Genomic DNA, 23138 nt, shown 5'->3' on the forward strand with positions numbered 1-23138 from the left:
AGGTATGCTCAAAATAGCTTACGATCCGATATATGCCCATCCGTTGCCCGAAGGGCACCGCTTTCCGATGCTGAAGTATGAACTGATCCCGGCCCAGTTATTACATGAAGGTGTGATAAGCAAGGATAACCTTTTTTCGCCGGCGCTGTTGGAAGAAGATATCATTATCCGTACCCACGATGAAAATTACTGGCGCCAACTTCGCGATCTCACGCTTCCACCGAAGGAACAACGCCGCACAGGATTCCCTTTATCGGCGCGATTGGTTGAACGGGAGATCAGGATAGCAAAAGGCACAATTGATGGCTGCCAGTACGCTTTTGACGATGGTGTTGCGTTCAATGTTGCAGGTGGTACCCACCATGCGGGTAGTAACTGGGGCGAAGGATTTTGCTTATTAAACGACCAGGCAATTGCAGCTAATTATTTATTAAATAATAAATTAGCTGAATCTATCTTAATAATTGATTTAGATGTACATCAGGGTGACGGCACAGCCGAGATCTTTGAAAATGAACCCAGGGTATTTACTTTCTCAATGCATGGGGCCAACAATTTCCCATACAGAAAAGAGCAATCTGATCTGGATATCCCTTTACCTGATGGCGTAAGTGATGATGAGTTTCTCGAAATACTTAAAACAACGCTGCCGCGATTGATTGAACAACATAAGCCCGACTTTGTCTTTTACCTTTCGGGTGTTGATATTTTGGCTACTGATAAACTGGGTAAACTTGCATTAAGTAAAGAAGCATGTAAAGCCCGGGACCGATTTGTTTTTGAACAATGCATCAAACATAATGTTCCGGTGCAGGTAAGCATGGGAGGAGGCTATTCACCACAAATTAAAGATATTGTAGAGGCGCACTGTAATACTTTTAAAGCTGCCTTTGACCTCTATTTTTAATCTTTTGCCATTATTGGTATTACCGGTTTTAGCTTGTGACTTTTGCTGAGCAGGTTAAACCGTACAAATAAAAGTACCGATGCGGTTCCCAGGCCCAGCACAAGGCCATACCAAACCCCATAAACCCCAAGATTAAATGTAATGCCAAGCAGATAACCAACAGGCAAACCAATTACCCAGTAAGCCAGAAAAGTAATGGCAGTTGGGATATTTACATCGCCCATACCTCTTAATACTCCAAGCCCGACAACTTGTGCGCCATCAAATAACTGAAAAAATGCTGCAATGATAAGTAGTTGTGATGCAATAGTTATTACCTCTTTATCCGAAGTAATTATCCATGGTAAAAGATGCCTGCCTAAAGCAAATACTACTGCAGTAAAGGTCATGAACACCAATACAATGTGATAGTTGGAGATAGCCGCAAGCCTTAAATTACGATGATCACTTACACCAAAATAGTTACCCGATTTAATTGCTGCAGCCGCACCGATGCCGCTGGCCATCATATAGGTCATGGATGCCATGGTTATGGTTACCTGGTGTGCGGCCTGCGCAACCACGCCGATGGTGCCAACCAATAATGCGGCGCCGCCAAATGCGCTGATCTCAAATGTATATTGCATTGCCACAGGCGCCCCGATTTTCATGATCTGGAGACCCCGAAACCTATCGATATTCTTAAGGGCAAAACCTGTTAAATAAGTTTTAAAGTTTTTTGACCGGAAAACATAGATACCCATAACAGTGGCCATTAAGCAACGATCAATCAGTGTACTGTAGCCAACACCTCTAATACCCATTGGTTGGATGCCAAACAGGCCCTTAACAAAAATTATCCCAAACAAAATATTAATAAGGTTACCCCATATCGATATCATCATGGCTTGTTTAGTAAAACCCAAACCTTCGGCAAATTGCTTAAACGTATTAAAAATGAGCAGGGGGATCAGGGACAAGCTGAGCAAAAATAAATATGGCTTAGCTTCCTTTACAACCTCGGGCGACTGGTCAAGGTGGCCTATAAGTAGCATGGTACCAAAGTAAATTCCGCAAAACAGGATGATCCCGCTCAGGATATTCAGGAATAAACTATTGGATAATAACAGGCCGCATTCTTTGTGATTTTTGCGGCCATTATTTTGGGCGATAAGTGGCGTTAAACCATAAGAAATCCCCATACCAATCACCAGGGGAACCATGAACAGACTGTTTACGGTTGATACAGCAGCCAAAGAAACAGTACCGGCAAAATGACCAACAATGATCGTATCAGACATTTGAACGAGCGTATGTCCTACGTTTGATATAATTACGGGGATAGCCAATTTAAGGCTTTCAAGATAATAAGGTTTGTATGTTTGGTAAACGGCTCTCATAATTACTCAGGCGACAGGAGCGCAAAAGTAACAATTCGGGCAAACAGAAAAGTCAGCAGGCTGTATAATATTCTTCCTTTTCGGTTGTGTTGATCTTGATCAGGCCTGATAATATCAGGTCAACAAGTACGTTTTGCGCTCGTCTGCGCCCAACTTTAAGCAGTTCGCTGCACTCTTTTATGGTAATGCGGCCTGCCTTTTCCAAATGGCCAAGCAGGGTGCTTTCATTTTCAGAATACTCAATTAAAACACCCTGATCATTTGATGAGCGTTTTAAAACCTCCAGCACAATTTTACTGGCCAGTACACTTTTATCTTTTACACGTACATAAGCCCACCATTTACCATCTTCGGCGAGAGCATAATGAGGTTTTAGCTCGCTTGAGACGATTTCTACAACGAGTACCAATTTATCATCAAAATACACCTCTTCAAAAATAGGTTCAAGTGCTGGCCTCGAAAACAAATGAGCTGCCTTTGTTATCATGTACCTTTCTTCGTCGTCAGATTTTACACCTTTTATCGTTCCGTCATCAGTAACCCCAATAAGTAATTTGCCGCCTTTGTTGTTAGCAAATGATACCATCGTCCGGGCTATTTTTTCGCAGCTGGTTATCGTTTTTTTAAAATCGACAGTAACGCCTTCACCTTCAAAAATCAGCTTCTTAACGTTTGTTTTGTTCATAGCCTTTTGATTATTATTGGGGCTTAATATATGGTGTAAAAATTTCCATCCAGTTTTCGGGACGGGAGAGTGGCGAAAAACCAAATTGATTATACAAGTTATGCGCATCCAATGTAGCTAACGACCATCTTCTTAAACCTTTCAAATCCGGATGCTTAACAATTGTTTGTATCAACCATTTAGAAAGGCCTTTACCACGATAAACAGGCAGGACAAATACATCGCAGATATAGGCAAACGTAGCATTATCAGAAACCACGCGCGCAAAGCCAACCTGTTCATGGTTTAGATAAATACCAAAACACATGGAGTTTTCGATGGCTTTTGCCATTTTTTGCCGGGGAATGCCTTTTGCCCAGTATGATTCATTATTCAGGTAATCATAAATAACATCAACGTTAAGCAGGTTTTTATCGGTTGAGATTTTAAAGCCTTTTTTTTCAAAAGCTTCGTCATTCATAATTACAGTCATCAGCATAAATTATTTAGTAGCGTCAATAAAGTTTAAGTTTCGTACATAAACCTCTATCATGAGGGATACGCATATTTCGCCATCTTTATTGTAAATGTCAATAGGGAAGAAGCGAATAAATTTACCAGTGGTATTTAAAATATGTTCGGCATTAGCTATGTCGCTATCAGTCAGCTTAATATGAAAAAATAAATTTGATGCTGCCGGCTTTGCATATTTTACCGTTGCTGATTTTGACCAAACCATTAGTTTATAGCCTTTGTGACTAAATATTTGATAAAAGAGTATAGGATAAAAAGGATCGGCAGCCGAAAAAAGTGTACCGCCGAAAATCGAGTTATTATAGTTTTTATTAAGGAAACTTTTCCTGATCCTTACTTCAACGCCGCGGTACCCTTTGTTGAATTTAACTACCCAAACGCGCTGGAAAAGGAGGGGAGGGTAGAAACGCATTACCCACTTTAATAATCCTTCGGATACTACCATAGCGCTTAAATATCGGAAAAAATTAAACAATGGACAGTAAATGTGGATCAAATGAGGCCATGTTAAAAAATAAAAAGATGATACAATTCCCGCTAACCGGTAAACAATAAACCCAAAGTTTGGTTTATAGTATGGTTCAACATACATTGATCATTTAATCAAAAGCAATAACTATGAAAAAGCAATTTTTAAGTTTCGCCCTTGTCGCGGCAATGATCGGCGCCATTGCTACCAGCTGCAGCTCTGAAAAAAAAGCAAGCGATGGATCTGATAGTACAAAGATGGATTCGACAAGTGCACCGGCGCCGGCAGCTGCAGACACGGCTAAAACCGATACGGCCAAAAAAGATACTACCAAGAACTTGTAATTTAGTAAAGCATAAAAAATCCCGGTTTGGGTATTTCACCAAACCGGGATTTTTTATGCTTTTTTCTTTTAAATTTTAGAATGCCGTTTTTATGACACCGCCATCGGCCCGTAAAGTTGCGCCGTTGGTTGCTGCCGACAACGGACTCGCAATATAAGTAACCATACTTGCAATTTCATCTGTTGTAATAAAACGCTTTATTAACGATGTGCCGCGCATATTGGTAAAAAATTCTTTTTCTACCTCTGTATTAGTTAAGCCCTGCTCTTTGGCCAAAGCCCCTATAAAGTCGCCAACACCTTCAGATAAAGTTGGCCCCGGTAAAACAGTATTAACCGTAACACCGGTACTTTTAGTAAGTTCGGCCAGGCCGCGTGCTACTGCAATTTGAGCCGTTTTAGTCGTGCCATAATGGATCATTTCTTCGGGGATCTGATATGCCGATTCGCTGGATATAAAAATGATACGTCCCCAATTTTTACTGATCATTTTGTCAAAATAGGCCCTCGACAAACGTACCCCGCTTAACACATTAACTTCAAAAAAATTCAGCCAGTCGGCATCAGTAATTTCAGCAAATGGCCTGGGCTCAAAAATACCAACATTGTTTACCAGGATATCAACTTCAGGCAGTTGGGTTATGAGCGCTTCAATTTGCCGGACATTTGAAAAGTCAGCAGCAAGGCCGTAAATTTTATTATTGCCGGTTTCTGCGGTCAATTTTTTTACAACCTCATCAACTTTGGCTTGGTTACGGCCGTTTAGGTATACCGTAGTGCCCTCGTTGGCTAATGCTTTTGCAATAGCATGGCCAATGCCGGCTGTTGATCCGGTTACAAGCGCTGTTTTATCATTAAGTTTAAGGTCCATGATTTTAATTTTTGCTTTAATAACACAAGTGTAATACTGTTGTTAGCTTAAAGCAGATTTTAAAATCAAAGATTAAACAGCATTGACAATAGATGCCAAATTTCGAATTTAACCCTGGCCTGGCTGGTACATTCTTTTTTCAACGGGTTGATAATATTCGTTTAAGTTTTCCGGTACCCGGGATTTATAACCCAAAACTTGCCTTAGGTCATCACTTAGCCCTTCGCCAAATTCATATCCCAAAAATCTTGGATAATCGAGCTGTTGTTTAAAAAAGGGCTTAGTAAATGCCATGGTTAATGTCCGCCTTGTTGCATCAGTGTAATTTTTACCAGCCGCATGCCACAAATTGGAGTCAAATAAGATAATGCTGCCTCTTTTTGTATTGGCGCGATCTGCATTTTTGTAAAAAAAATCACTCTCTGGTTTTTCCTCACTTTTATGCGAACCTGACAAAAAATAAGTTGAGCCGTTTTCAAGAGTAAAATCATCCAATGTTATCATCATCTGGATCATTACTTTAAAATCGCCGGTAAAACTTCTTATATCGCGATGGATATTTTGAACATAGGGCTTTTCATCTTTTAAGTTGATGACCGCGCCCAGGGAGTTTATAATATAATTTCCTTTTAAAAAATGCGTTATCTGATCTGTACAATATTTTCGTTCAAGAAACTTCAGTGAAAATCTTTCCCGTTCAACAAGATGGTGCAGCGTTCCATTCATGTTATCGCCTATGCCATTTGCAATTTGAATTTTACGCCTGACATCGTACGCGGGTAACAATGAATCTGTTATTTCGTTAATGAAGGCATCATCCAGAGCATTTTCGTATATAATCCATCCATATTCATCCATTACCCGGTCAAATATGGCAAGGTCAGCATCAGGATAGTTAAACTTGTTGTTCATTTTTGTAATTAATTAAGGTTTTCAATTGTGGTGGTTTCTGGTTCAGAGGTAGCTGCCTGGTTTTTTTTGTTGGGATGACGATATAAAGGGAAGAATTTAATTTCAGGGTTAGGATCCATACCTGATTTTAAAACAAGCTCGTTATATGCAGATTCATCATTGATATAGCACCAGATCCGGTCTTTTATCTGTAAGTTGGAGAAAAGCTTTTTGAAATTGAAAAGCGAGTCTTCCTTTCCGCCAACGCCGCCTCCAAGGTGAAAGATCTTTTTTCCTAATCTTCTGCCTATCATGCTTATTTCATCCGTTAATAATTTACTCGGAGAGATGTTCAGGTAATCTGGTGATGTAGCCGAAAGATGATTCCGGACAATGTTATCAGACAATAAAATGAGCGCTCCACACATGAGGTTGGGCCCATCGTATATTAAAATGAGTTTGTTTTTCATGTACTCTTCATTAAGAAGATTGAGGAAATACTGGACATCAAAATAGTAATTGGATGAAGCTTTCAACCGATCCATATTTTTATAATACATTTCGGCAAAATCTTCAATTTCCTGAACCGTACCTGCCTCCCTGATAACGAAGCCCATTTTCCGAAGGCTTCTTATTTGGCGACCAAGCCTTTTATCATACCCGTTTTGCTGGTCTTCCACAGATATAGAGAGGTCAACGTATAATGTTGTTCCATTATCCTTTATACCGCCAATGTTCTCTAACAAATGATGCTGATTAAGAAATGGGTGCAATCTTGAAAAAATGCAAATGGCCGACTCTTCCTTCATGAAATTTATAAATGCATTTTTAAACTGCATGATGGTTGAGACCGACAAATTGGTAAGGTAAATGTTGGATATGGGCCCTGAATAACCATATACACAAGTCATATCGAAGCATTCGGAGTTTTCGATTTTTCTTTTAATTACCGGTAACGCAATGAAGAGTTCCTTTTCTTCATAAACAAACAAAAGTGGTTCTCCCTCGGTATTTAAAGAATGATAATACCAGGTGTGAAACCCCTCGTGCGCATATGACCGGCTTATATATTCGTCCCAATCTTTTCTGTTACGTATGGTGACACTTCGATAATTCATAAGTGAATCTCTTTATTATATACAATGATTATTGACTACATGCCGGGGAGGGCAGGAGATAGAGAGCAATCAACAGCAGTTATTGGCCAGTTGACACGTTAAAAAAACATTCAAATGCTGTGATAAAAAGCACAAATTAAAGTATTGGGAAGAAGAACCTATAAATTTAGTTTAAAGCAGGTATTTTATTGTATCAAAAGCTTTACGTAACCGAAAACGTCCTAATTCAAATAGTATATATCTTTTAAGATACAACAGCAGCAGCATTTTCTTTTGCATGCCGCGATAATGAAAACGCCTGATGATCAGGTTAAAATCACTGATAACCATTTCCATACGAGCTTCATTCCTTATCATGCTCCAAATGCCTCCAACATGATTGCGATAACAACTCATTACCTCGGGAATTACATATATTTTACGCCCTGTATTAAAGGTTGCGAAGATCTTAAAAAATTTATCAGCTGCATAACAGCTCATATACCATTGTTTTTCAAATAATTCGTGTACCTCAGGAATATTATGATAAACAACAGTAGCCGTTTTGGTTTCTACCTGCTTGCCAATCAACAAATCGTGATAAGTATACTCAAGCGGTACCGGGTTGGGATCGATATTCAGTGTATTGTTATGGATGTCAATTACCCGCGTGTAGTGACAGCAAATAATATATTCCGGGTTATTTTCCAAAAAATCCACTTGCTTTTGCAGCTTTTTTGGGCTCGTCCAGTAGTCGTCTCCATCACAAAGCGCAATGTATTTTCCTTCACATGCTTTGATAGTATTAATTGCGTTTAAATGAGCACCACGATTTTTTTCCGGGTAAATTATCTTAATCTTATCCGGGTATTTTTCCTTGTATGATCTCAATATTTCAGTTGTGCCGTCGGTTGAGCAATCATCACCAATAACAATTTCATATCGAAAGTTAGTTTCCTGCATCAGAAAGCTTTCAATAGTTTGACTGATAAAATCTTTATGGTTATAAGTAGTACAGCAAACGCTAACCATCAAGTTCTGATCTGTTATCATATAAAAAGTAAATTTATTTATAGGCTTATTAAGTGGTTTCCCGATGAAATGGCATTTGATAAATGCCGAACCATGCATACGTTTGGAGATTGTGCAATGCTTCGCCATATGACTCACATTATTTATTTAATCGAAAAAGTCTATTGTGTCAAATAGGTTTTTTCAGTTGAGTTTCGATCAAAAAATTAAATAATTCCGAGTCGGCTAATACAGCATTTTGCTATGTCAAATATATTTATTCCACATCCAATAGCAGTCAACAGCACTTTATTGACTCCCAAATTGTAAACTACTTTTTTATTTAGTTTACACTCATGTGAATGGCTGTAAATATCAGGTGTGCATCCGTGCAATCCGGCATAGGCTCGGGTACTTCAGTGCGTCAAAATTGCCTCAAAAATAATTCCTATAATTAACATTATGTTAAATAATGTTTTAAAAAGAAAGGCCTTTTCAAGACCTTCCCTTTTTATATTATTTTATCTTATCTAATTATTGATTGGCTGGTAATGCATCAATCTGGGCTTTTAATTTTGAAGCATTCGCATCATCTTTAACACCTAAATAATAGGTTCTTAAATTTTGCAATGCGTCAATTGATTTTGGCTGAAGTTCAACAGCTTTTACCAAATATGGTTTCGCTTGTTCAAACTGAGCTTTAGCTTTGGCAATAGCAGCATCGTATTCTTTTTGTTTGTTAGCAGGCAATTTATTAGCAGCATTATAAGCGTCAATGGCTGGGTTAAGTATTACATAGCCATAGTTTAAATTAGCTTCAAAATAATTAGGATCAATTTCTAATGCTTTCTTATACATTTCACCAGCTTTAACATAAGCCTCTGCTTTTGAGGCTTGCAGTTTCGCTTTTGCAGCAGCATCTTTAGTTGCACCCGCTTCTTTTGCGTAATTATCGGCTGTTTGTGAATAAGTTAGACCTGCATAGTAATACAAAGTTTTGTTTTTAGGATCATTGGCTAAAGCTGCCTGGATCTTATCGGTAACTTCTTTCTCTTTCCCTGTTTGCAGACTAATTTCAATTTCACGTTTACGCAGCTCGCTGTTTGCAGGATATTTAGTTACACCCTCAGATACTGCCTTAAGTGCGCCTGCCGTATCTTTACTGGCAAGGTACAAGGATGAAAGATCAAGGTAAACCCCGGCATTTTTTGAATATTTTGTAGTTACCAGTTTGCTGTAGTTTGAAATTGCAGCCGGATAATTTTTTCCGTTTGCAGCTGCAAGACCGGTGTAATAAATGGCATTGGTATCTTCTGGTAATACGGTGCGGTAAAAGTCAAATGATTTGTAAGCAAGATCATATTTACCGGACGAATATTCTTTTACACCTTTAGTTAATTGATATTGAGCCAGATTTAAGTATGCCTCATCAATCATTTTTTTATTTTCACCTTTAGTGTCAGCTTCTTTAGCTTTTTTCAAGGCTTCTTCGGCTGTGGTAAACAAAGGCAATGAAGTAGCGGGTACAGTATCCTGAACAGCTAACGCTGAATAAATTGAACCTTTTACAGCGTAAGTAAGCGGTAAAGTAGCGGTTTTTTCATTGGCTGAAGCTTTGTCAATTGATTCTTTTGCAGTAGTGAGGCTTTTGCTTGCCATTGCTGCCATTGCCGGCTGGCCCCTTAAGCCCGAATATTTTTCATATTCTTCTTTTGCGGTATTTAACTCGCCTTTCTGTGCAAAAGCTGTTGCTGAAACCAAGCCTAACAGGCCCGCCATCAAAAGTTTGATTTTCATGATTATTATTGATTGGTTAACTGTTTTAGTTTATTGTTTATTTTGTCTAACTGATCCTGGTTATTGGTTTTTGCGTATGCCAACTGCAAAGCCTGCAGGCTGTTTACATTATTCGGTGATATTTCATTGGCCTTTTCAAGCCATTGAATAGCCCGCCCCAGGTCCTGAATGCTCCTCTCCCCTTTCGAAGTTGTGCTTTGCTTTAAATACAATAACCCCAAATTAAATACCGGATCAAAATATGTTCCGCTTAGTTCAATGGCGTGTAAGTAAAGAGATTCTGCCTGATCAAATTTATCTAAATGATCGTAGCAATTAGCTGCAACAAATGCAATATCGGCGTTATTTGCATTAATATCAAGCAGGGGGCCAATTAGGGGCTCTAAGGCTTTGTAATTTTTTTTATTATTATAGATATTGGCTTCATCAAGCAATAAAAATCTGTCATTAGGCAAGATTTTTCTCCCTTTTTGAAGAATCTGTAAAGCCTTGGCCGTATCCCCCAATGATTTATAGATATTTGATGCTGTTTCAATATATTCAGTACGTGCACTGTCAACCTTGAGCATATTGCTATAATACACAGCGGCATCCTGCAAATTACCGGCTTTATTGTTTGCGAAAGCGATATAGGTATTGATCTGATTCATCGCCGGTGCATACTTTTTCGCGTTTTCAAACGAAGTTTTGGCGTTGGCGAAATCTGAATTATTTACCGCATCAAACCCCTTTCGGATATAAACGTTTGCCAGGCAGCGCCTGGTATAATCAAGTTCTGACTGGTACTTGAAAATTTTGTTCATACCCGATAGCCGATCAACCAGTTTGGTTGTTTTGTCGAGCATATCTGCAGGCATCCCGAGCTTGTTTAACGAATCAATATACAGGATGCTTGAATTTACAATAGCCCGGTAAAGGTTTTTTTCGATATCAGCCGTGTCCGACTTCGTAATGATCAAACTATCTGCAGATTTTTTGGCCGCGGCCAAGTATTTCAGGTCGTTTTTCTGTTTATAAAAAGCCAGGTTATTTACTACAACTTTCAGCGCTTCTTTTTGTGCGAAGGCAAAAGTTGTAGTAAAGCTTGTAATTAAAACCGATAAAATGATCTTGCGGTAGTGCATATTTATTATTCTGTTGTATCGTCAGTTGATGGTTCTGCACCATTTTCAGCTGTATCATCACCGCCTGTATTTTCGGCTGTGGTATCAGAGCCTTCTGCATTTTCATCACCTTCTTTTACTTCCTCATCCTCATCATGCTCAATTTTGGCTACTGAAGCTATCTCATCGTTGTTTTTAAGCGTTATCAGCCTTACACCCTGTGTTGCACGGCCCATCACTCTTAATTCGCTTACAGCTATACGGATAATAATACCTGACTTGTTAATGATCATCAGGTCTTCCTTATCTGTAACACCTTTTATGGCAACAAGGTTTCCGGTTTTTTCAGTAATATTTAATGTTTTTACACCTTTACCACCACGGTTTGTAACACGATAGTCTTCAATGTCGGTACGTTTACCGTATCCCTTTTCTGATACCACCAATACGGTTGTTTCAGCGTCATCAATTGCTATCATGCCAACTACCTCATCGTTCTCGTCATCAAGCGTAATACCACGAACACCGGTAGCGGTACGTCCCATAGGCCTTACTGTCGACTCGTTGAAACGGATAGCACGGCCAGATTTAAGTGCCATCACAATTTCGCTGCTACCACTTGTTAAGCTTGCTTCAAGTAATGAGTCGCCCTCGTTGATGTTAATAGCATTGATACCGTTTGAGCGCGGACGTGAATAAGCTTCAAGCGAAGTTTTTTTGATGGTACCTTTCTTGGTACACATGATAATGAAGTTATTTTCAAGGTAGTTCTGATCTTTAAGCGAAATCAGTTTAATGTAGGCCTTGATATTCTCTTCTTTCGGAATATTGATAATATTTTGGATGGCGCGACCTTTTGAGGTACGGGTACCTTCCGGTATTTCAAATACCCGGAGCCAGAAACATTGTCCCGACTCGGTAAAGAACAACATGTAATTGTGATTTGAGGCAATAAGTAAGTGCTCTATGAAATCCTCATCACGGCTGTTGCTACCAATAGCGCCTTTACCTCCCCTGCTTTGCCTGCGGTATTCGGTCAGCGGGGTACGTTTAATGTAACCTTCGCGCGAGATGGTGATTACCACATCCTCATCCTCAATAAAGTCTTCGGTTTGCATTTCTGCAGATGAGTGAACCATTTCGGTACGGCGCTCATCACCATATTTCTCCTTAACTTCCAATAACTCATCCTTAATGATCTGCATCCTTAAGCCTTCGTCGCTCAGGATATTTTTTAAGTGTTCGATGAGTTTCATTAAAGCGGCATATTCGTCTTTGATCTTATCACGTTCAAGTCCTGTTAGCCTCCTTAAGGTCATGTCAAGAATAGCACGTGCCTGGATATCGGTTAAACCGAAACTGCTCATCAAGCCTTCCCTTGCCTCGTCGGGCGTTTGCGAAGCACGGATCAGACGGATTACTTCATCAAGGTGATCTAAAGCGATCAGTAAACCTTCAAGGATATGCGCACGCTTTTCGGCTTCATTAAGTTCAAATTTAGTACGGCGCACAACAACCTCATGACGGTGCTCAACAAAGTGGTGGATCAGGTCTTTTAGGTTAAGCAGCATTGGCCGGCCATTAACCAGCGCAATGTTGTTTACACTGAACGATGTTTGGAGAGCCGTATATTTAAACAGGTTGTTTAATACAATAGCCGCATTGGCGTCACGTTTGATCTCATAAACGATGCGGATCCCTTCACGGCTTGATTCGTCACGAATAGCTGAAATGCCTTCCAGTTTCTTTTCGTTAACCAGTTCGGCAGTACGCTCAATCATTAAAGCTTTATTTACCTGGTAAGGTATTTCGCTAACAACAATACGTTCGCGTTCGCCATTATAGGTTTCAATCTCCGCACGTGCGCGGATCACAACCCGGCCGCGGCCTGTTTCAAGCGCTTCGCGAGGGCCATCGTAGCCGTAAATAATACCGCCGGTAGGGAAATCAGGGCCTTTTACATATTTCATTAACTCGGCAACCTCTATCTGGCGGTTATCAATTAATGCCATAGTAGCATCAATAACTTCCGAAAGATTGTGCGGTGCCATATTGGTAGCCATACCTACAGCAATGCCCGAAGCTCCGTTAACCAACAGGTTAGGGAATTTAGATGGCAATACTGTTGGCTCCTGTAGCGAGTCGTCAAAGTTTAATTGAAAATCAATGGTATCTTTGTTGATATCGGCCAGCATCTCTTCAGCAAGCTTTTGTAAGCGTGCTTCTGTATAACGCATTGCCGCGGGTTCGTCACCATCAACAGAACCGTAGTTACCCTGGCCTTCAACCAGCAGGTAGCGTAAGCTCCACTCCTGGGCCATACGTACCATCGTATCATATACCGATTTATCACCGTGAGGGTGATATTTACCCATTACCTCACCCACAATACGGGCAGACTTTTTATAGGGTTTGTTGTTGGTTAAACCCAGGTCAAGCATACCGTAAAGTACGCGCCTGTGTACCGGTTTCAGTCCATCGCGGACATCGGGCAGCGCCCTGGAAACAATCACCGACATTGAATAATCAATGTACGCCGATCGCATTTCCTCATCAATATTTATCGAAATTATCCTGTCTTCTGCGTGTGAATTATCGTTTTCTGTTCCTTCAGCCATTTTTAATTATTTGTAGAACCTTCTCTTATAATTGCGTGTTAAAATTGATTTTTCAACGACCTGCGAAGTTAAAAAAATACTTGGGATTGCGCCAACTTAGTAACAATAAACCGGGGGAACATATTGCCCCGGATTTAACAATTTTGTTACTTTAATACGGGGTTATTTCACCTTTACCCAGTAATCTTCAACCTTGTTGCCGTTAGGCAAAACCGAAAGCAGTTTAAGTGTATCGTTACTGATTATGTAGTTGTATTTTATGGTTTTGTTAAGCAGTTTTGACTCCTGCATACAATAGGTTTGCGTTTCAAAACAGGTATCCTCTTTTAACTGGTAATCGCCTTTTTCATATACCTGGGTTTTTTCCCCCTCTTCTATTACCCTCGCTTTGTAGTGCTCGTTGTCATAATCCCGTTGTAGTTTATAAGCTGTGGGGGCAGCATCAAGTTTGCCGTTAATTATTCCGCCGCGATACTCCCAGATGCCTTTCAGCGGACTATCATCAAAACGGAAAGCACATAACAGTAAAATACCGATAACCGGCACAATAGATCTTTTCATTGGTGATGTTATTAGCTAAAAGCCTAAAGCTTAACGCTGAAAGCTTTTTCTTCAGGCTTTTAGCTTTCGGCGTTATGCTTTCAGCTTTTCCCTATGCCCAGTTAATGCCTTTTTTTAGTAAAGATAGTGTTTTTTCCTCTTCACTGCCAGTTACCGGATGATAGTCATAAACCCATTTGGCCGTAGGCGGCAGGCTCATTAATATTGATTCAATCCGGCCATTGGTTTCGAGCCCGAATTTGGTGCCGGCATCATAAACCAGGTTAAATTCTGCATAGCGGCTGCGGCGCTGGTATTGGAAAAGCTGTTGCGCTTCGGTAAATGATTTATCGCGATTTCGGTTAACCAACTCAGTATATAAGGGTGCAAAAGAGCGGCCAACAGATTTTGAAAACTCAAAGATATCTTCCCAGCTTAACTCATCATTAGCGGTAAGCCTGTCGTAAAATATGCCGCCTATTCCACGGGTTTCATTACGGTGTTTGATGAAGAAGTAATCATCAGCCCATTTTTTAAACCGCGGGTAAAAATCGGCATAGTATTGATCACACACAGCTTTTAGGCCGGCATGAAAAAAACGGGCGTCATCTTCTGTTACATAATGAGGCGTTAGATCTATGCCCCCGCCAAACCAGCGAACCGGTTTCTGGCTGTCGCCCATGGTTGATGGCATTTCAAAGTAGCGGATATTCATGTGGATGATAGGTACCAGCGGGTGATTGGGGTGGATCACAATTGATACACCGGTGGCAAAAAAATCATCCTGCTCAACCTGCAGGGCACGCTTCATGGTATCGGGCAAATGACCGTGAACCGCCGAAAAGTTAACCCCGCCCTTTTCAAGGATGTTGCCGTTCTGGATAACCCGGGTACGCCCCCCGCCTCCGCCCTCGCGCTCCCAGATCTCCTCCTCAAATTTTGCGGCGCCATCTAATTGCTCAAGTGCGGTGCAGATCTCATTCTGTATTTGTTTATAATCTTCGGCTATTTGTTCTTTGCTGATCATAGGCTGTAAAAGTAATGAATTTTGGGAATTGCAGCGGAAGGCCTTTTTTCAACGCGGAAACCCATAGCTACCCGCATTTACAGCCGATAGTGGAAAGTGTTCAACTTTTTTAGGTGTGAACACCCCGTAAAAACAAATCAATTGATAATCAATGATTTAGATGTTCATTATTTTAACACCAAAAACATAAACAACTGATAATCAATGCTTGTGTTTTTAACATTGGGTTAAACGGAACATTTTTGAACACCTGTTTTTTTTAAAAATTGAACACCTCGGAGATTTTAACTTATCTCTACGTAATTCAAATCTTTGCTGAAGGTTTCTTTTAACTGACTTAAAGAGAATAGTGCGATCACTGTAAGTATGCCCATCATAATATACCCCCCTGATATCATTCCATGTTTTTTCGCAAAGAAATCAAATGCAGTATTTATAGGGATAAGTGCCCCACGTACAAAGTTAGGAACGGTAGTGGTTACCGTAGACCGAAGGTTTGTGCCAAATTGCTCGGCCGCTATAGTAACAAAGGTAGCCCAATAGCCAACTGTGCATCCCATAAAAAAGCTTAGCCATATAAACTGCTCTGAGGTTATTCCTTTTGTGCTCAAATAAGCACTTACGCTAACTATTGAAAGCAATAAGAATACAAGCATGGTAATCTTTCTTGATTTGGTAACCTGTGCAAGCAAACCTGCAAAAATATCACCAATGGCTATCCCAATATACGAGTACATGATGCCGGCACCCGCTTTTAATTCCTGCGGGGCACCGAGTGCAGTTCCAAATTCCTTTGCCTGAGTAATAAGCACACCTACCACATACCATAACGGCGCACCGATCAAAATGCAGTATAAGTATTTCAAAAAGCGTTTACGATCATTAAATAACATCAACACATTACCTTTGGAAACATTGCTTTCGGCCACATTTTTATACATTCCTGATTCAAATGTGCCTAACCTTAACAGCAACAGAACTATGCCAAGGCCGCCCCCAACAAAGTAAGCATTTCGCCAACCTAAATGAGCCACCTGGGCTGCGGCCACCGCGCCAAATAAACCAATTACGGCAACAATCATAGTGCCATAACCGCGTTTCTCTTTGCTTAACGTTTCACTCACAAGTGTAATTCCTGCACCTAATTCACCCGCAAGACCAATGCCGGCTATAAAACGAACAATGGCGTACGTGTTGATGTCATGTACCAGTCCGTTTACAAAGTTTGCTATTGAGTATAAAAGTATCGAACCAAATAAAACCCTGATCCTGCCAAATTTATCGCCTATAATTCCCCATATAAGGCCTCCTAACAGCAACCCAAACATCTGTATGTTAATAACATATACGCCTTGCGGCTTAAGAGCTATTTCTGGAATACCTATTGCCCGGAGACTGTCAACACGTACAATCGAAAATATAACGAGATCATATATATCAACAAAATAGCCCAGGGAAGCAACAAGTACTAAGAAAACAGCGTTCCTTGTGGCTTTGGCGTTGGTAGCATCGGTCATAGCTTGTAAAAATTGGTTGGCTAATGTAGGGGATTTATGATGATAAAAACAAAAAAAACGGCACAAAAAAACCCCTGTCATGACAGAGGTTTTGTAAGTAAATCTTGCTCAATAATTTTATATATTTTATGCTTTTTTAACGTTTACTGCCTGTAATCCTTTTCTTCCCTCTTCTACATCATACGTGACGCTGTCATTATCCTTAATAGCATTTACACCGCCTTGCACGTCTTTAAAGTGTACAAAAAGATCCTTACCTTCTTCGGTAATAATAAAGCCGTAGCCTTTTTGTGTGTTAAACCATTTTACTTTTCCAGTTTTCATAATTATAATAATCGTAATAAAAAATTCGTGTTAAGATCAACTAAAACCAAACTGAAAACAAAATAGGCTATTGGTTCAGAAGGAATAGATACCCTGCTTCCCTCAAATATATAAAATTATTAAATAAACCAAATAAAATTATTTATTTGGTTGTGGTGTCAGGCGCAAATAGGGCTTAACTGCTGTAAAACCCTTTGGAAATTTGGCAGGGATATCTTCAGTTTTAATTGCCGGCACTACTACCACGTCCTCCCCTTCTTTCCAGTCGGCTGGTGTTGCCACGCTGTAATTGGCGGTTAACTGCAATGAGTCAATAACCCTTAAAATTTCCTGGAAGTTACGGCCGGTTGATGCAGGGTAAGTGATGATCAGCTTAACTGCTTTATCCGGGCCAATAATAAACAATGAGCGCACTGTGGCATTTACCGAAGCATTTGGGTGGATCATATCATAAGCTTCAGAAATTTTGCGGTCTTCATCGGCAATGATCGGAAAGTTAACTTCAACACCCTGTGTTTCGTTAATGTCCTGGATCCAGCCGTGGTGCGATTCAACCGAGTCAACACTAAGTGCCAATACTTTAACATTGCGTTTAGTGAATTCATCTTTTAAAGCGGCAGTTTTGCCAAGTTCAGTGGTACATACAGGTGTATAATCGCCAGGGTGCGAGAATAGCACGCCCCAGCTATCCCCTAAATATTCGTAAAAGTCAATTTCGCCTTCTGATGTTTTTGCTTTGAAGTTTGGCGCTTTATCGCCCAGTCTTAAACTCATGATGATAGATTTTTTATGGTAATTTAATACGACTAAGTTACTATACATTCATAAACAAATGCAAACAAACTTTAAATAATCATATTATTTACGCCAACATTACAAAGGCTGTGTTGTTGAAGTTTGAAATTAATAACAGCTATCTATGAGTAAACACACCTATGATACCGGTATAATTGGCAATTGCGCCTTTTTAGCCCATATTAATAAAAACACCAATGTCGACTGGCTGTGCTGGCCCCGGTTCGACAGCACCTTTATTTTTGGCGGCTTGCTTGATAAAGATAAGGGCGGCGAATTCTCGATCCGTCCGGAAGGGGAATACACCACCAACCAACATTACCTGGAAAATACCAATATTTTAATTACTGAAATATGCCCTGCAAGCGGCGGCAAATACCGCATAACCGATTTTGCACCAAGATTTTACCAGCATCAGCGTTATTATAAACCATTAATGCTGATCAGGAAAATTGAGGTTATTGAGGGCTCACCGCGCATCATTGTTAAATGCGCGCCGGTATCTGAATATGGTGCTGTTAAATTGAGTGTAAACCGTGGCAGCAATCATATCCAATATCTGGGCGGCGAAGAAAGTATTCGCCTTACCACCAATATCCCTATAAGTTATGTTTTTGATGGGCAGGCTTTTGTACTCAATGAAACCAAGTATCTGGCCATGACCTACGGCGAACCGCTTGAAGCGCCGCTCATCAGCACAGCTGATCGGTTTTTGGCCGAAACTGTGCAGTACTGGCGTACATGGATCAAACACTCATCCATTGCCACTTATTTTCAGCCTTTTGTAATCCGCTCTGCTTTGGCCCTTAAAATACACCAGTATGAAGACACCGGCGCCATTATCGCCGCGAGCACCACAAGCCTGCCCGAATCGCCGGGAAGCGGCCGCAACTGGGATTATCGTTATTGCTGGCTGCGCGATACTTATTACGTAATAACCGCGCTAAACCACATTGGCCATTTTGAGGAGATGGAAAAGTATTTCGGTTATGTTACCGATATCACTTTCTCTGAAATGGAACGCTACCAGCCGCTTTATGGCATTACCGGTAAAAAGGACCTTGTGGAGAATATTTTAACGGATTTAGCGGGCTACATGGGCAACCAGCCGGTGCGGATTGGCAACCAGGCATCCGAACACATTCAGAATGACATCTACGGCCAGGTATTGATCTCCCTCCTCCCATTATACACCGATCATCGTTTTGTTTTTTCGGAACGAAAAGATTCGGTTCACTGGATAGCGTTCCTGTTGAGTAAGATAGAGCATACCATTGATGAAAAAGATGCCGGCATTTGGGAGTTCAGGAATATGGCCAACATTCATTGTTACAGCAACCTGTTTCAATGGGCAGGCGCATCCGCTGCCGAAAAAATGGCGCGTACCATCCAAAACCAGGAGATGATTGATAAGGCCATTTCTCTTAAAGAACGTGCGGCCGCGCATATCGAGAGCTGCTATGACCCGGTGCGCAAAGTTTACACCAACTCGGCCGGGAGCAGTAACCTTGACGCCAGCACTTTGCAATTGATTATGATGAACTATCTTGACCCAAATTCGCAGAAAGCGAAGGATCATTTAGTTGCATTAGAAAAAGAGCTAAAGACACCTAACGGATTATTTTACAGGTATTTATATACAGACGATTTTGGTAAGCCTAAAACTACTTTCCTGATCTGTGCATTTTGGTATGTAGAAGCGCTGGCTGCTGTTGGCCGTTTGGATGATGCCCAGCGCGAGTTTGGCAACCTATTGCAGTACTCCAATCACCTGTTGCTCTTTAGCGAAGATGTTGATGAGCGCGACGGAAGCCAATGGGGCAATTTCCCCCAGGCTTACAGTCATGTGGGGTTGATGAACGCGGCGTACCGGATTGCCATGAAATTGGACAGGCCGATATTTTTGTAGGATTAATATTCTCTTGCATAAATTGTTGGCAGATAAGACTTACGAAGTTTCTAAAACTTCGTAAGTCTGGATTAAGTAATTCGCTATTCACCTAAATAATTACCTGATCTCCACTACTCCATCCGCTACCTTTGGAAAGATCTCAAGCTGCCTGCCATCATGCCCGGGAATGATAAATTTAACGTCGCTTGCAAGTGTTTTCATCCGTTTCATTGCCTTAACATAGCCTGGCGGATCAAGCGTGCCACCTTGCGAAGGTGGTACTAAATGTTCAAGGCTGTAATAGATCCAGATATTATCAGATGCTATTACCACCCTGTTTTTCCCGGTTTGTACCAGCACATATTGCGAATTGTAGGTATGCTTTGAACCGGTATAAACTTTTATACCTTTAATGACCTCTTTATCGTCGCCGTCTATCAGCTTGAGCCTGCCTGCCAAGTTTAAATTTACCATGTTAATAACATCACGCCTGGCATAACCACCTGCCTCTCCCGCTTTTTGCCATGCTGCGCCTGTAAAAAACTCATAATCCAGCTTTTGCATCCAAACCTTAGCTTTCGGGAAAAGGCTTAAACCATCTATATGATCCCAATGGGGGTGGCTTAAAATAATATCGGTTATATCCTGGGGCTTTACACCAAGCTTTAAAAGCGCCGAGTCAGGGCGTTGATAGGTTTTAAGTTTAAATTCTTTAGCATCTTCAATATCGTGCAAAAAGCCGGCATCAACCAAAATATTTTTGCCGTTGCTACCTTTGATAAGCCATGCCATAAAATCAATTTTAACAGGCTCATTTTTGGGACCATTCAACGCCCAATCGCCCACTTTAAATGGATATCCCGATTCGGCGAATTTTACGGCATAAATTTTATAGACCGGGGTTTGCGCATAAATGATATGGCAACTAAGCATTAATGCAAAAACAAGCAGGCTGATTTTTTTCATAAAAGGTTACATTATCGCGAACCGAATATAAAAAATGCCCGCGGCTAAACCGCAGGCATAAATAATTTTTAAACTAAACTATTCAACCCTACTTGTCTGCCGGTTCCTCAACCGGCGTATACTTAGCAAAACTGGTAAGTAATTTCCTAACCTCCGATGGGTTTCGCAGGTAAAATTTAGCTGCCGAAAGATTACTGCCAACTTTAATGGTAATAGCACTTTCGGGCAGGGCTTTAAAGATATCTTCGTCGGTATAATCATCGCCGAAAGCTATAATGAAATCATAATCACGGCCTTCGGTAAGTGTTAAAGCGGCTTTACCCTTATTAATATCCATATTCTTCACTTCCAGCACCTTATCCCCTGCCAGTAGCTGTAACCCTTTATCGCTTGCAAGATATTTAAGATTGTTCATCAACTCGTTGGCCCTCAGCTCGCCCAGGCCGGCCTGGGCTTTGCGGTAATGCCAAACCAGCGAGTATGTTTTCTCTTCAATGAACGAGCCCGGTGTACGGTCGACATAGGTTTCCAATATCGGATAAATATCATGTTTCCATTGGTCGGTTAGCCCACTTATTTTATGCCATAAAGTGCCGGGTTGCTTAAACCATGAACCATGTTCGGCAATAAGATAGATGTCGTTCTCCTTAAACCAATCATCGAGGTTTTCATGCTTTCGCCCGCTAATTAAAACCAATTGATTTGCAGGATCTTCCGCGAGTTTATTGATGACATTGTACAACTCCTTATCGGGAGTGGCCTGATCGATATTTGATTTGAAATTCACCAGTGTGCCGTCATAATCCAAAAATATAATCCGCTTTTTAGTTTTGATATAACGGTTAATAATGCTTTGTTCGGTAGTGTTGCTTACATGCCTGGCCTGCATGGAGCGCTGCATGAGTTTTACTTCTTTCAGCCTGTCCATAAAAATTTTAACCCAATGCGATGTATTGAACTTTGCTACAAGCTGCCGCATCGGGATCATGCGCCGGCGCTGTTCTTCAAGCGGCATATTGATAGCCTGTAAAATGGCCCGGCAAACTTCCCCGGTATTATTAGGGTTAACAATTATAGCGTCTATAAGTTCTTTAGATGATCCTGCCATTTCACTCATAATCAACACACCGTCATTATTTATCCGACTGGCGACATACTCTTTACTTACCAGGTTCATGCCGTCGCGCATGGGAGTAACCAAACAAACATCGGCCGAGTAGTAGAGTGCCGACAGGGTTTCGATGGGGAATGAGCGATAGTAATAGTGCACCGGGCTCCAGTCCATAGTGCGATACAAGGCATTGATCTTCCCTACTTTTTTATCTATTTCATCCCGAAGGTGAGCGTATTGCGGTACCGTATCCCGGGATGGAACCACGATCATGTAAAGCGTAATGTGCTCAATACATTCCGGGCATTGTTCAAGCAGCAGCTCAAAAGCTTCCAGCCTTTGCAGGATCCCCTTGCTGTAATCAAGCCTGTCTATAGAAAGGATTAGCTTTTTGTTCTGGAAATTCTCTTTAATAAGCTCAATCTGCTGTTTCACATCGTCCTGCAGCGGTAATGATGAATACCTTTTTTCATCGATACCCATCGGGAACGACTCGATAACAACCGAGCGCTCGCCATTGCTGATGATATTGGCACTGGATGTTACCGGCAGCAGCCGTGTAGCCGCACCTAAAAAGTGGCGCACATCATCAAATGTATGTAAACCGATCAGATCGGCGCCAAGCATTCCATCCAACAGTTCCGAACGCCACGGGATTAACCTGAACATTTCATTTGACGGGAAAGGAATATGGAGGAAAAAGCCAATAGAAACATCCGGCAACTCCTGCCTAACCAGGGCGGGTAATAATAGCAACTGGTAATCGTGGATCCAGATCACATCGCCGGGCCCGGCGATGCTCAGGATCATATCCCTGAACTTTTTATTTACCGCTTTATAGTAATCCCAGTTTGATTGTTTGTATGCAGCATAAGTTGAAGCGTAGTAATGAAAAACGGGCCATAAAACCTCGTTGCTGAAACCTTCGTAGTATTGGTTGATCTCTTCCTGATCTAAAAAAACAGGGATCAGGCTTAACTCTTTTAATTCTTTTGTAACCTGGTCTTTATCTTCCTGCTCTGCAACTTCTATTCCGGGCCAGCCTATCCATACGTTATCGCCCTGTTTATATATTGAACCTAAACCGGTAGCTAATCCTCCCTCGCTTGGTGATGAATGGTATGCACCATCAGTTTTGGAAATTTTAACAGGCAAACGGTTTGATACAATTATTGTTTTCGACATATGAAGTAAATATTAATTAATATTTAAAAGACGAAAACACCTTTTTTGTTTTATGAAAAGAGGCTTTATGACATAAAAGTGTGATTTATAATCATAAA

General features: G+C 40.9%; 21 protein-coding genes. 3 read left to right on the plus strand and 18 right to left on the minus strand.

The features are described 5' to 3' along the window. Window positions 1-4: 4 nt before the first annotated feature. Window positions 5-907 carry a histone deacetylase family protein gene (locus MusilaSJ_RS03555; RefSeq protein ID WP_274988696.1) on the plus strand — a complete coding sequence of 301 codons (903 nt, stop codon included), beginning with the start codon at window positions 5-7 and terminating at the stop codon, window positions 905-907. On the opposite strand, the gene MusilaSJ_RS03560 is transcribed toward MusilaSJ_RS03555, so the two are convergent. From MusilaSJ_RS03560 to MusilaSJ_RS03575, 4 genes are read right to left on the minus strand one after another with little or no spacing between them, the layout of a single operon-like run. Then, on the minus strand, window positions 904-2286 hold the full coding sequence (locus MusilaSJ_RS03560) for an MATE family efflux transporter (protein WP_274988697.1): 1383 nt from the start codon (window positions 2284-2286) through the stop codon (window positions 904-906). The genes MusilaSJ_RS03555 and MusilaSJ_RS03560 overlap by 4 nt on opposite strands. Before the next feature lie 52 nt (window positions 2287-2338). Beyond that, on the minus strand, window positions 2339-2971 hold the full coding sequence (locus tag MusilaSJ_RS03565; RefSeq protein ID WP_274988698.1) for an AlbA family DNA-binding domain-containing protein: 633 nt from the start codon (window positions 2969-2971) through the stop codon (window positions 2339-2341). 13 nt (window positions 2972-2984) lie between these two features. After that, window positions 2985-3443 carry a GNAT family N-acetyltransferase gene (locus MusilaSJ_RS03570; protein WP_274988699.1) on the minus strand — a complete coding sequence of 153 codons (459 nt, stop codon included), beginning with the start codon at window positions 3441-3443 and terminating at the stop codon, window positions 2985-2987. 9 nt (window positions 3444-3452) lie between these two features. Next, a complete protein-coding gene (locus tag MusilaSJ_RS03575) occupies window positions 3453-3929 on the minus strand; it encodes a DUF4442 domain-containing protein (RefSeq protein WP_274988700.1) in 477 nt (158 codons plus the stop codon). 173 nt (window positions 3930-4102) lie between these two features. Between MusilaSJ_RS03575 and MusilaSJ_RS03580 the strand changes: the two genes are divergently transcribed. Then, window positions 4103-4297, plus strand: coding sequence for a hypothetical protein (locus MusilaSJ_RS03580; RefSeq protein ID WP_274988701.1), 195 nt, complete (start codon window positions 4103-4105; stop codon window positions 4295-4297). 75 nt (window positions 4298-4372) lie between these two features. Here the strand turns inward: MusilaSJ_RS03580 and MusilaSJ_RS03585 are convergent, their stop codons facing one another. The 12 genes from MusilaSJ_RS03585 to MusilaSJ_RS03640 all read right to left on the minus strand — a co-directional run bounded on the left by MusilaSJ_RS03585 (window position 4373) and on the right by MusilaSJ_RS03640 (window position 17866). Next, window positions 4373-5167, minus strand: coding sequence for an SDR family NAD(P)-dependent oxidoreductase (locus MusilaSJ_RS03585; RefSeq protein ID WP_274988702.1), 795 nt, complete (start codon window positions 5165-5167; stop codon window positions 4373-4375). A 108-nt stretch (window positions 5168-5275) separates the two neighbouring features. Beyond that, complete coding sequence (locus MusilaSJ_RS03590) at window positions 5276-6079, minus strand: phytanoyl-CoA dioxygenase family protein (protein ID WP_274988703.1); 804 nt, start codon at window positions 6077-6079, stop codon at window positions 5276-5278. Window positions 6080-6087: 8 nt separating this feature from the next. Then, complete coding sequence (locus MusilaSJ_RS03595) at window positions 6088-7176, minus strand: GNAT family N-acetyltransferase (protein WP_274988704.1); 1089 nt, start codon at window positions 7174-7176, stop codon at window positions 6088-6090. Between the two features lie 171 nt (window positions 7177-7347). Then, window positions 7348-8208, minus strand: coding sequence for a glycosyltransferase family 2 protein (locus MusilaSJ_RS03600; RefSeq protein ID WP_274988705.1), 861 nt, complete (start codon window positions 8206-8208; stop codon window positions 7348-7350). A 492-nt stretch (window positions 8209-8700) separates the two neighbouring features. Continuing rightward, window positions 8701-9963: a tetratricopeptide repeat protein gene (locus MusilaSJ_RS03605; RefSeq protein ID WP_274988706.1), complete on the minus strand. Its 1263-nt coding sequence runs from the start codon at window positions 9961-9963 to the stop codon at window positions 8701-8703. A gap of 5 nt (window positions 9964-9968) precedes the next feature. Then, the gene (locus MusilaSJ_RS03610) at window positions 9969-11087 is read right to left on the minus strand and encodes a tetratricopeptide repeat protein (RefSeq protein ID WP_274988707.1); all 1119 of its coding nucleotides are present in this window, start codon (window positions 11085-11087) and stop codon (window positions 9969-9971) included. 5 nt (window positions 11088-11092) lie between these two features. Then, on the minus strand, window positions 11093-13684 hold the full coding sequence (gyrA, locus tag MusilaSJ_RS03615; RefSeq protein ID WP_274988708.1) for a DNA gyrase subunit A: 2592 nt from the start codon (window positions 13682-13684) through the stop codon (window positions 11093-11095). 162 nt (window positions 13685-13846) lie between these two features. Further along, complete coding sequence (locus MusilaSJ_RS03620; RefSeq protein WP_274988709.1) at window positions 13847-14245, minus strand: hypothetical protein; 399 nt, start codon at window positions 14243-14245, stop codon at window positions 13847-13849. Between the two features lie 91 nt (window positions 14246-14336). Next, complete coding sequence (gene hemF, locus MusilaSJ_RS03625; RefSeq protein ID WP_274988710.1) at window positions 14337-15251, minus strand: oxygen-dependent coproporphyrinogen oxidase; 915 nt, start codon at window positions 15249-15251, stop codon at window positions 14337-14339. Between the two features lie 284 nt (window positions 15252-15535). After that, window positions 15536-16768 carry an MFS transporter gene (locus tag MusilaSJ_RS03630; protein WP_274988711.1) on the minus strand — a complete coding sequence of 411 codons (1233 nt, stop codon included), beginning with the start codon at window positions 16766-16768 and terminating at the stop codon, window positions 15536-15538. Between the two features lie 126 nt (window positions 16769-16894). Then, window positions 16895-17092 (minus strand): cold-shock protein, encoded by a 198-nt coding sequence (locus MusilaSJ_RS03635; protein WP_090525558.1) that lies wholly within the window; start codon window positions 17090-17092, stop codon window positions 16895-16897. A gap of 138 nt (window positions 17093-17230) precedes the next feature. Further along, entirely contained in the window at window positions 17231-17866 is a 636-nt protein-coding gene (locus tag MusilaSJ_RS03640; protein ID WP_091207009.1) for a peroxiredoxin, read from the minus strand. 145 nt (window positions 17867-18011) lie between these two features. On the opposite strand from MusilaSJ_RS03640, the gene MusilaSJ_RS03645 reads away from it, so the two are divergent. Next, window positions 18012-19796 carry a glycoside hydrolase family 15 protein gene (locus tag MusilaSJ_RS03645; RefSeq protein WP_274988712.1) on the plus strand — a complete coding sequence of 595 codons (1785 nt, stop codon included), beginning with the start codon at window positions 18012-18014 and terminating at the stop codon, window positions 19794-19796. A gap of 99 nt (window positions 19797-19895) precedes the next feature. On the opposite strand, the gene MusilaSJ_RS03650 is transcribed toward MusilaSJ_RS03645, so the two are convergent. Together MusilaSJ_RS03650 and MusilaSJ_RS03655 are read right to left on the minus strand one after the other, a co-directional pair. Next, window positions 19896-20744: an N-acyl homoserine lactonase family protein gene (locus MusilaSJ_RS03650; RefSeq protein ID WP_274988713.1), complete on the minus strand. Its 849-nt coding sequence runs from the start codon at window positions 20742-20744 to the stop codon at window positions 19896-19898. An 88-nt stretch (window positions 20745-20832) separates the two neighbouring features. Beyond that, on the minus strand, window positions 20833-23040 hold the full coding sequence (locus MusilaSJ_RS03655) for a bifunctional alpha,alpha-trehalose-phosphate synthase (UDP-forming)/trehalose-phosphatase (RefSeq protein WP_274988714.1): 2208 nt from the start codon (window positions 23038-23040) through the stop codon (window positions 20833-20835). Window positions 23041-23138 lie beyond the last annotated feature (98 nt).

Source organism: Mucilaginibacter sp. SJ (assembly GCF_028993635.1).
Classification (GTDB): domain Bacteria; phylum Bacteroidota; class Bacteroidia; order Sphingobacteriales; family Sphingobacteriaceae; genus Mucilaginibacter.

What these genes read in the sequence shown, in the direction of transcription:
- MusilaSJ_RS03595 (WP_274988704.1), bottom strand. Translation starts at nt 7,176, where the DNA reads ATGAATTATCGAAGTGTCACCATACGTAACAGAAAAGATTGGGACGAA.
- MusilaSJ_RS03570 (WP_274988699.1), bottom strand. Translation starts at nt 3,443, where the DNA reads ATGACTGTAATTATGAATGACGAAGCTTTTGAAAAAAAAGGCTTTAAA.
- hemF (WP_274988710.1), bottom strand. Translation starts at nt 15,251, where the DNA reads ATGATCAGCAAAGAACAAATAGCCGAAGATTATAAACAAATACAGAAT.
- MusilaSJ_RS03640 (WP_091207009.1), bottom strand. Translation starts at nt 17,866, where the DNA reads ATGAGTTTAAGACTGGGCGATAAAGCGCCAAACTTCAAAGCAAAAACA.
- MusilaSJ_RS03585 (WP_274988702.1), bottom strand. Translation starts at nt 5,167, where the DNA reads ATGGACCTTAAACTTAATGATAAAACAGCGCTTGTAACCGGATCAACA.
- MusilaSJ_RS03650 (WP_274988713.1), bottom strand. Translation starts at nt 20,744, where the DNA reads ATGAAAAAAATCAGCCTGCTTGTTTTTGCATTAATGCTTAGTTGCCAT.
- MusilaSJ_RS03560 (WP_274988697.1), bottom strand. Translation starts at nt 2,286, where the DNA reads ATGAGAGCCGTTTACCAAACATACAAACCTTATTATCTTGAAAGCCTT.
- MusilaSJ_RS03635 (WP_090525558.1), bottom strand. Translation starts at nt 17,092, where the DNA reads ATGAAAACTGGAAAAGTAAAATGGTTTAACACACAAAAAGGCTACGGC.
- MusilaSJ_RS03605 (WP_274988706.1), bottom strand. Translation starts at nt 9,963, where the DNA reads ATGAAAATCAAACTTTTGATGGCGGGCCTGTTAGGCTTGGTTTCAGCA.
- MusilaSJ_RS03600 (WP_274988705.1), bottom strand. Translation starts at nt 8,208, where the DNA reads ATGATAACAGATCAGAACTTGATGGTTAGCGTTTGCTGTACTACTTAT.
- MusilaSJ_RS03590 (WP_274988703.1), bottom strand. Translation starts at nt 6,079, where the DNA reads ATGAACAACAAGTTTAACTATCCTGATGCTGACCTTGCCATATTTGAC.
- gyrA (WP_274988708.1), bottom strand. Translation starts at nt 13,684, where the DNA reads ATGGCTGAAGGAACAGAAAACGATAATTCACACGCAGAAGACAGGATA.
- MusilaSJ_RS03575 (WP_274988700.1), bottom strand. Translation starts at nt 3,929, where the DNA reads ATGGTAGTATCCGAAGGATTATTAAAGTGGGTAATGCGTTTCTACCCT.
- MusilaSJ_RS03655 (WP_274988714.1), bottom strand. Translation starts at nt 23,040, where the DNA reads ATGTCGAAAACAATAATTGTATCAAACCGTTTGCCTGTTAAAATTTCC.
- MusilaSJ_RS03620 (WP_274988709.1), bottom strand. Translation starts at nt 14,245, where the DNA reads ATGAAAAGATCTATTGTGCCGGTTATCGGTATTTTACTGTTATGTGCT.
- MusilaSJ_RS03610 (WP_274988707.1), bottom strand. Translation starts at nt 11,087, where the DNA reads ATGCACTACCGCAAGATCATTTTATCGGTTTTAATTACAAGCTTTACT.
- MusilaSJ_RS03555 (WP_274988696.1), top strand. Translation starts at nt 5, where the DNA reads ATGCTCAAAATAGCTTACGATCCGATATATGCCCATCCGTTGCCCGAA.
- MusilaSJ_RS03630 (WP_274988711.1), bottom strand. Translation starts at nt 16,768, where the DNA reads ATGACCGATGCTACCAACGCCAAAGCCACAAGGAACGCTGTTTTCTTA.
- MusilaSJ_RS03565 (WP_274988698.1), bottom strand. Translation starts at nt 2,971, where the DNA reads ATGAACAAAACAAACGTTAAGAAGCTGATTTTTGAAGGTGAAGGCGTT.
- MusilaSJ_RS03580 (WP_274988701.1), top strand. Translation starts at nt 4,103, where the DNA reads ATGAAAAAGCAATTTTTAAGTTTCGCCCTTGTCGCGGCAATGATCGGC.
- MusilaSJ_RS03645 (WP_274988712.1), top strand. Translation starts at nt 18,012, where the DNA reads ATGAGTAAACACACCTATGATACCGGTATAATTGGCAATTGCGCCTTT.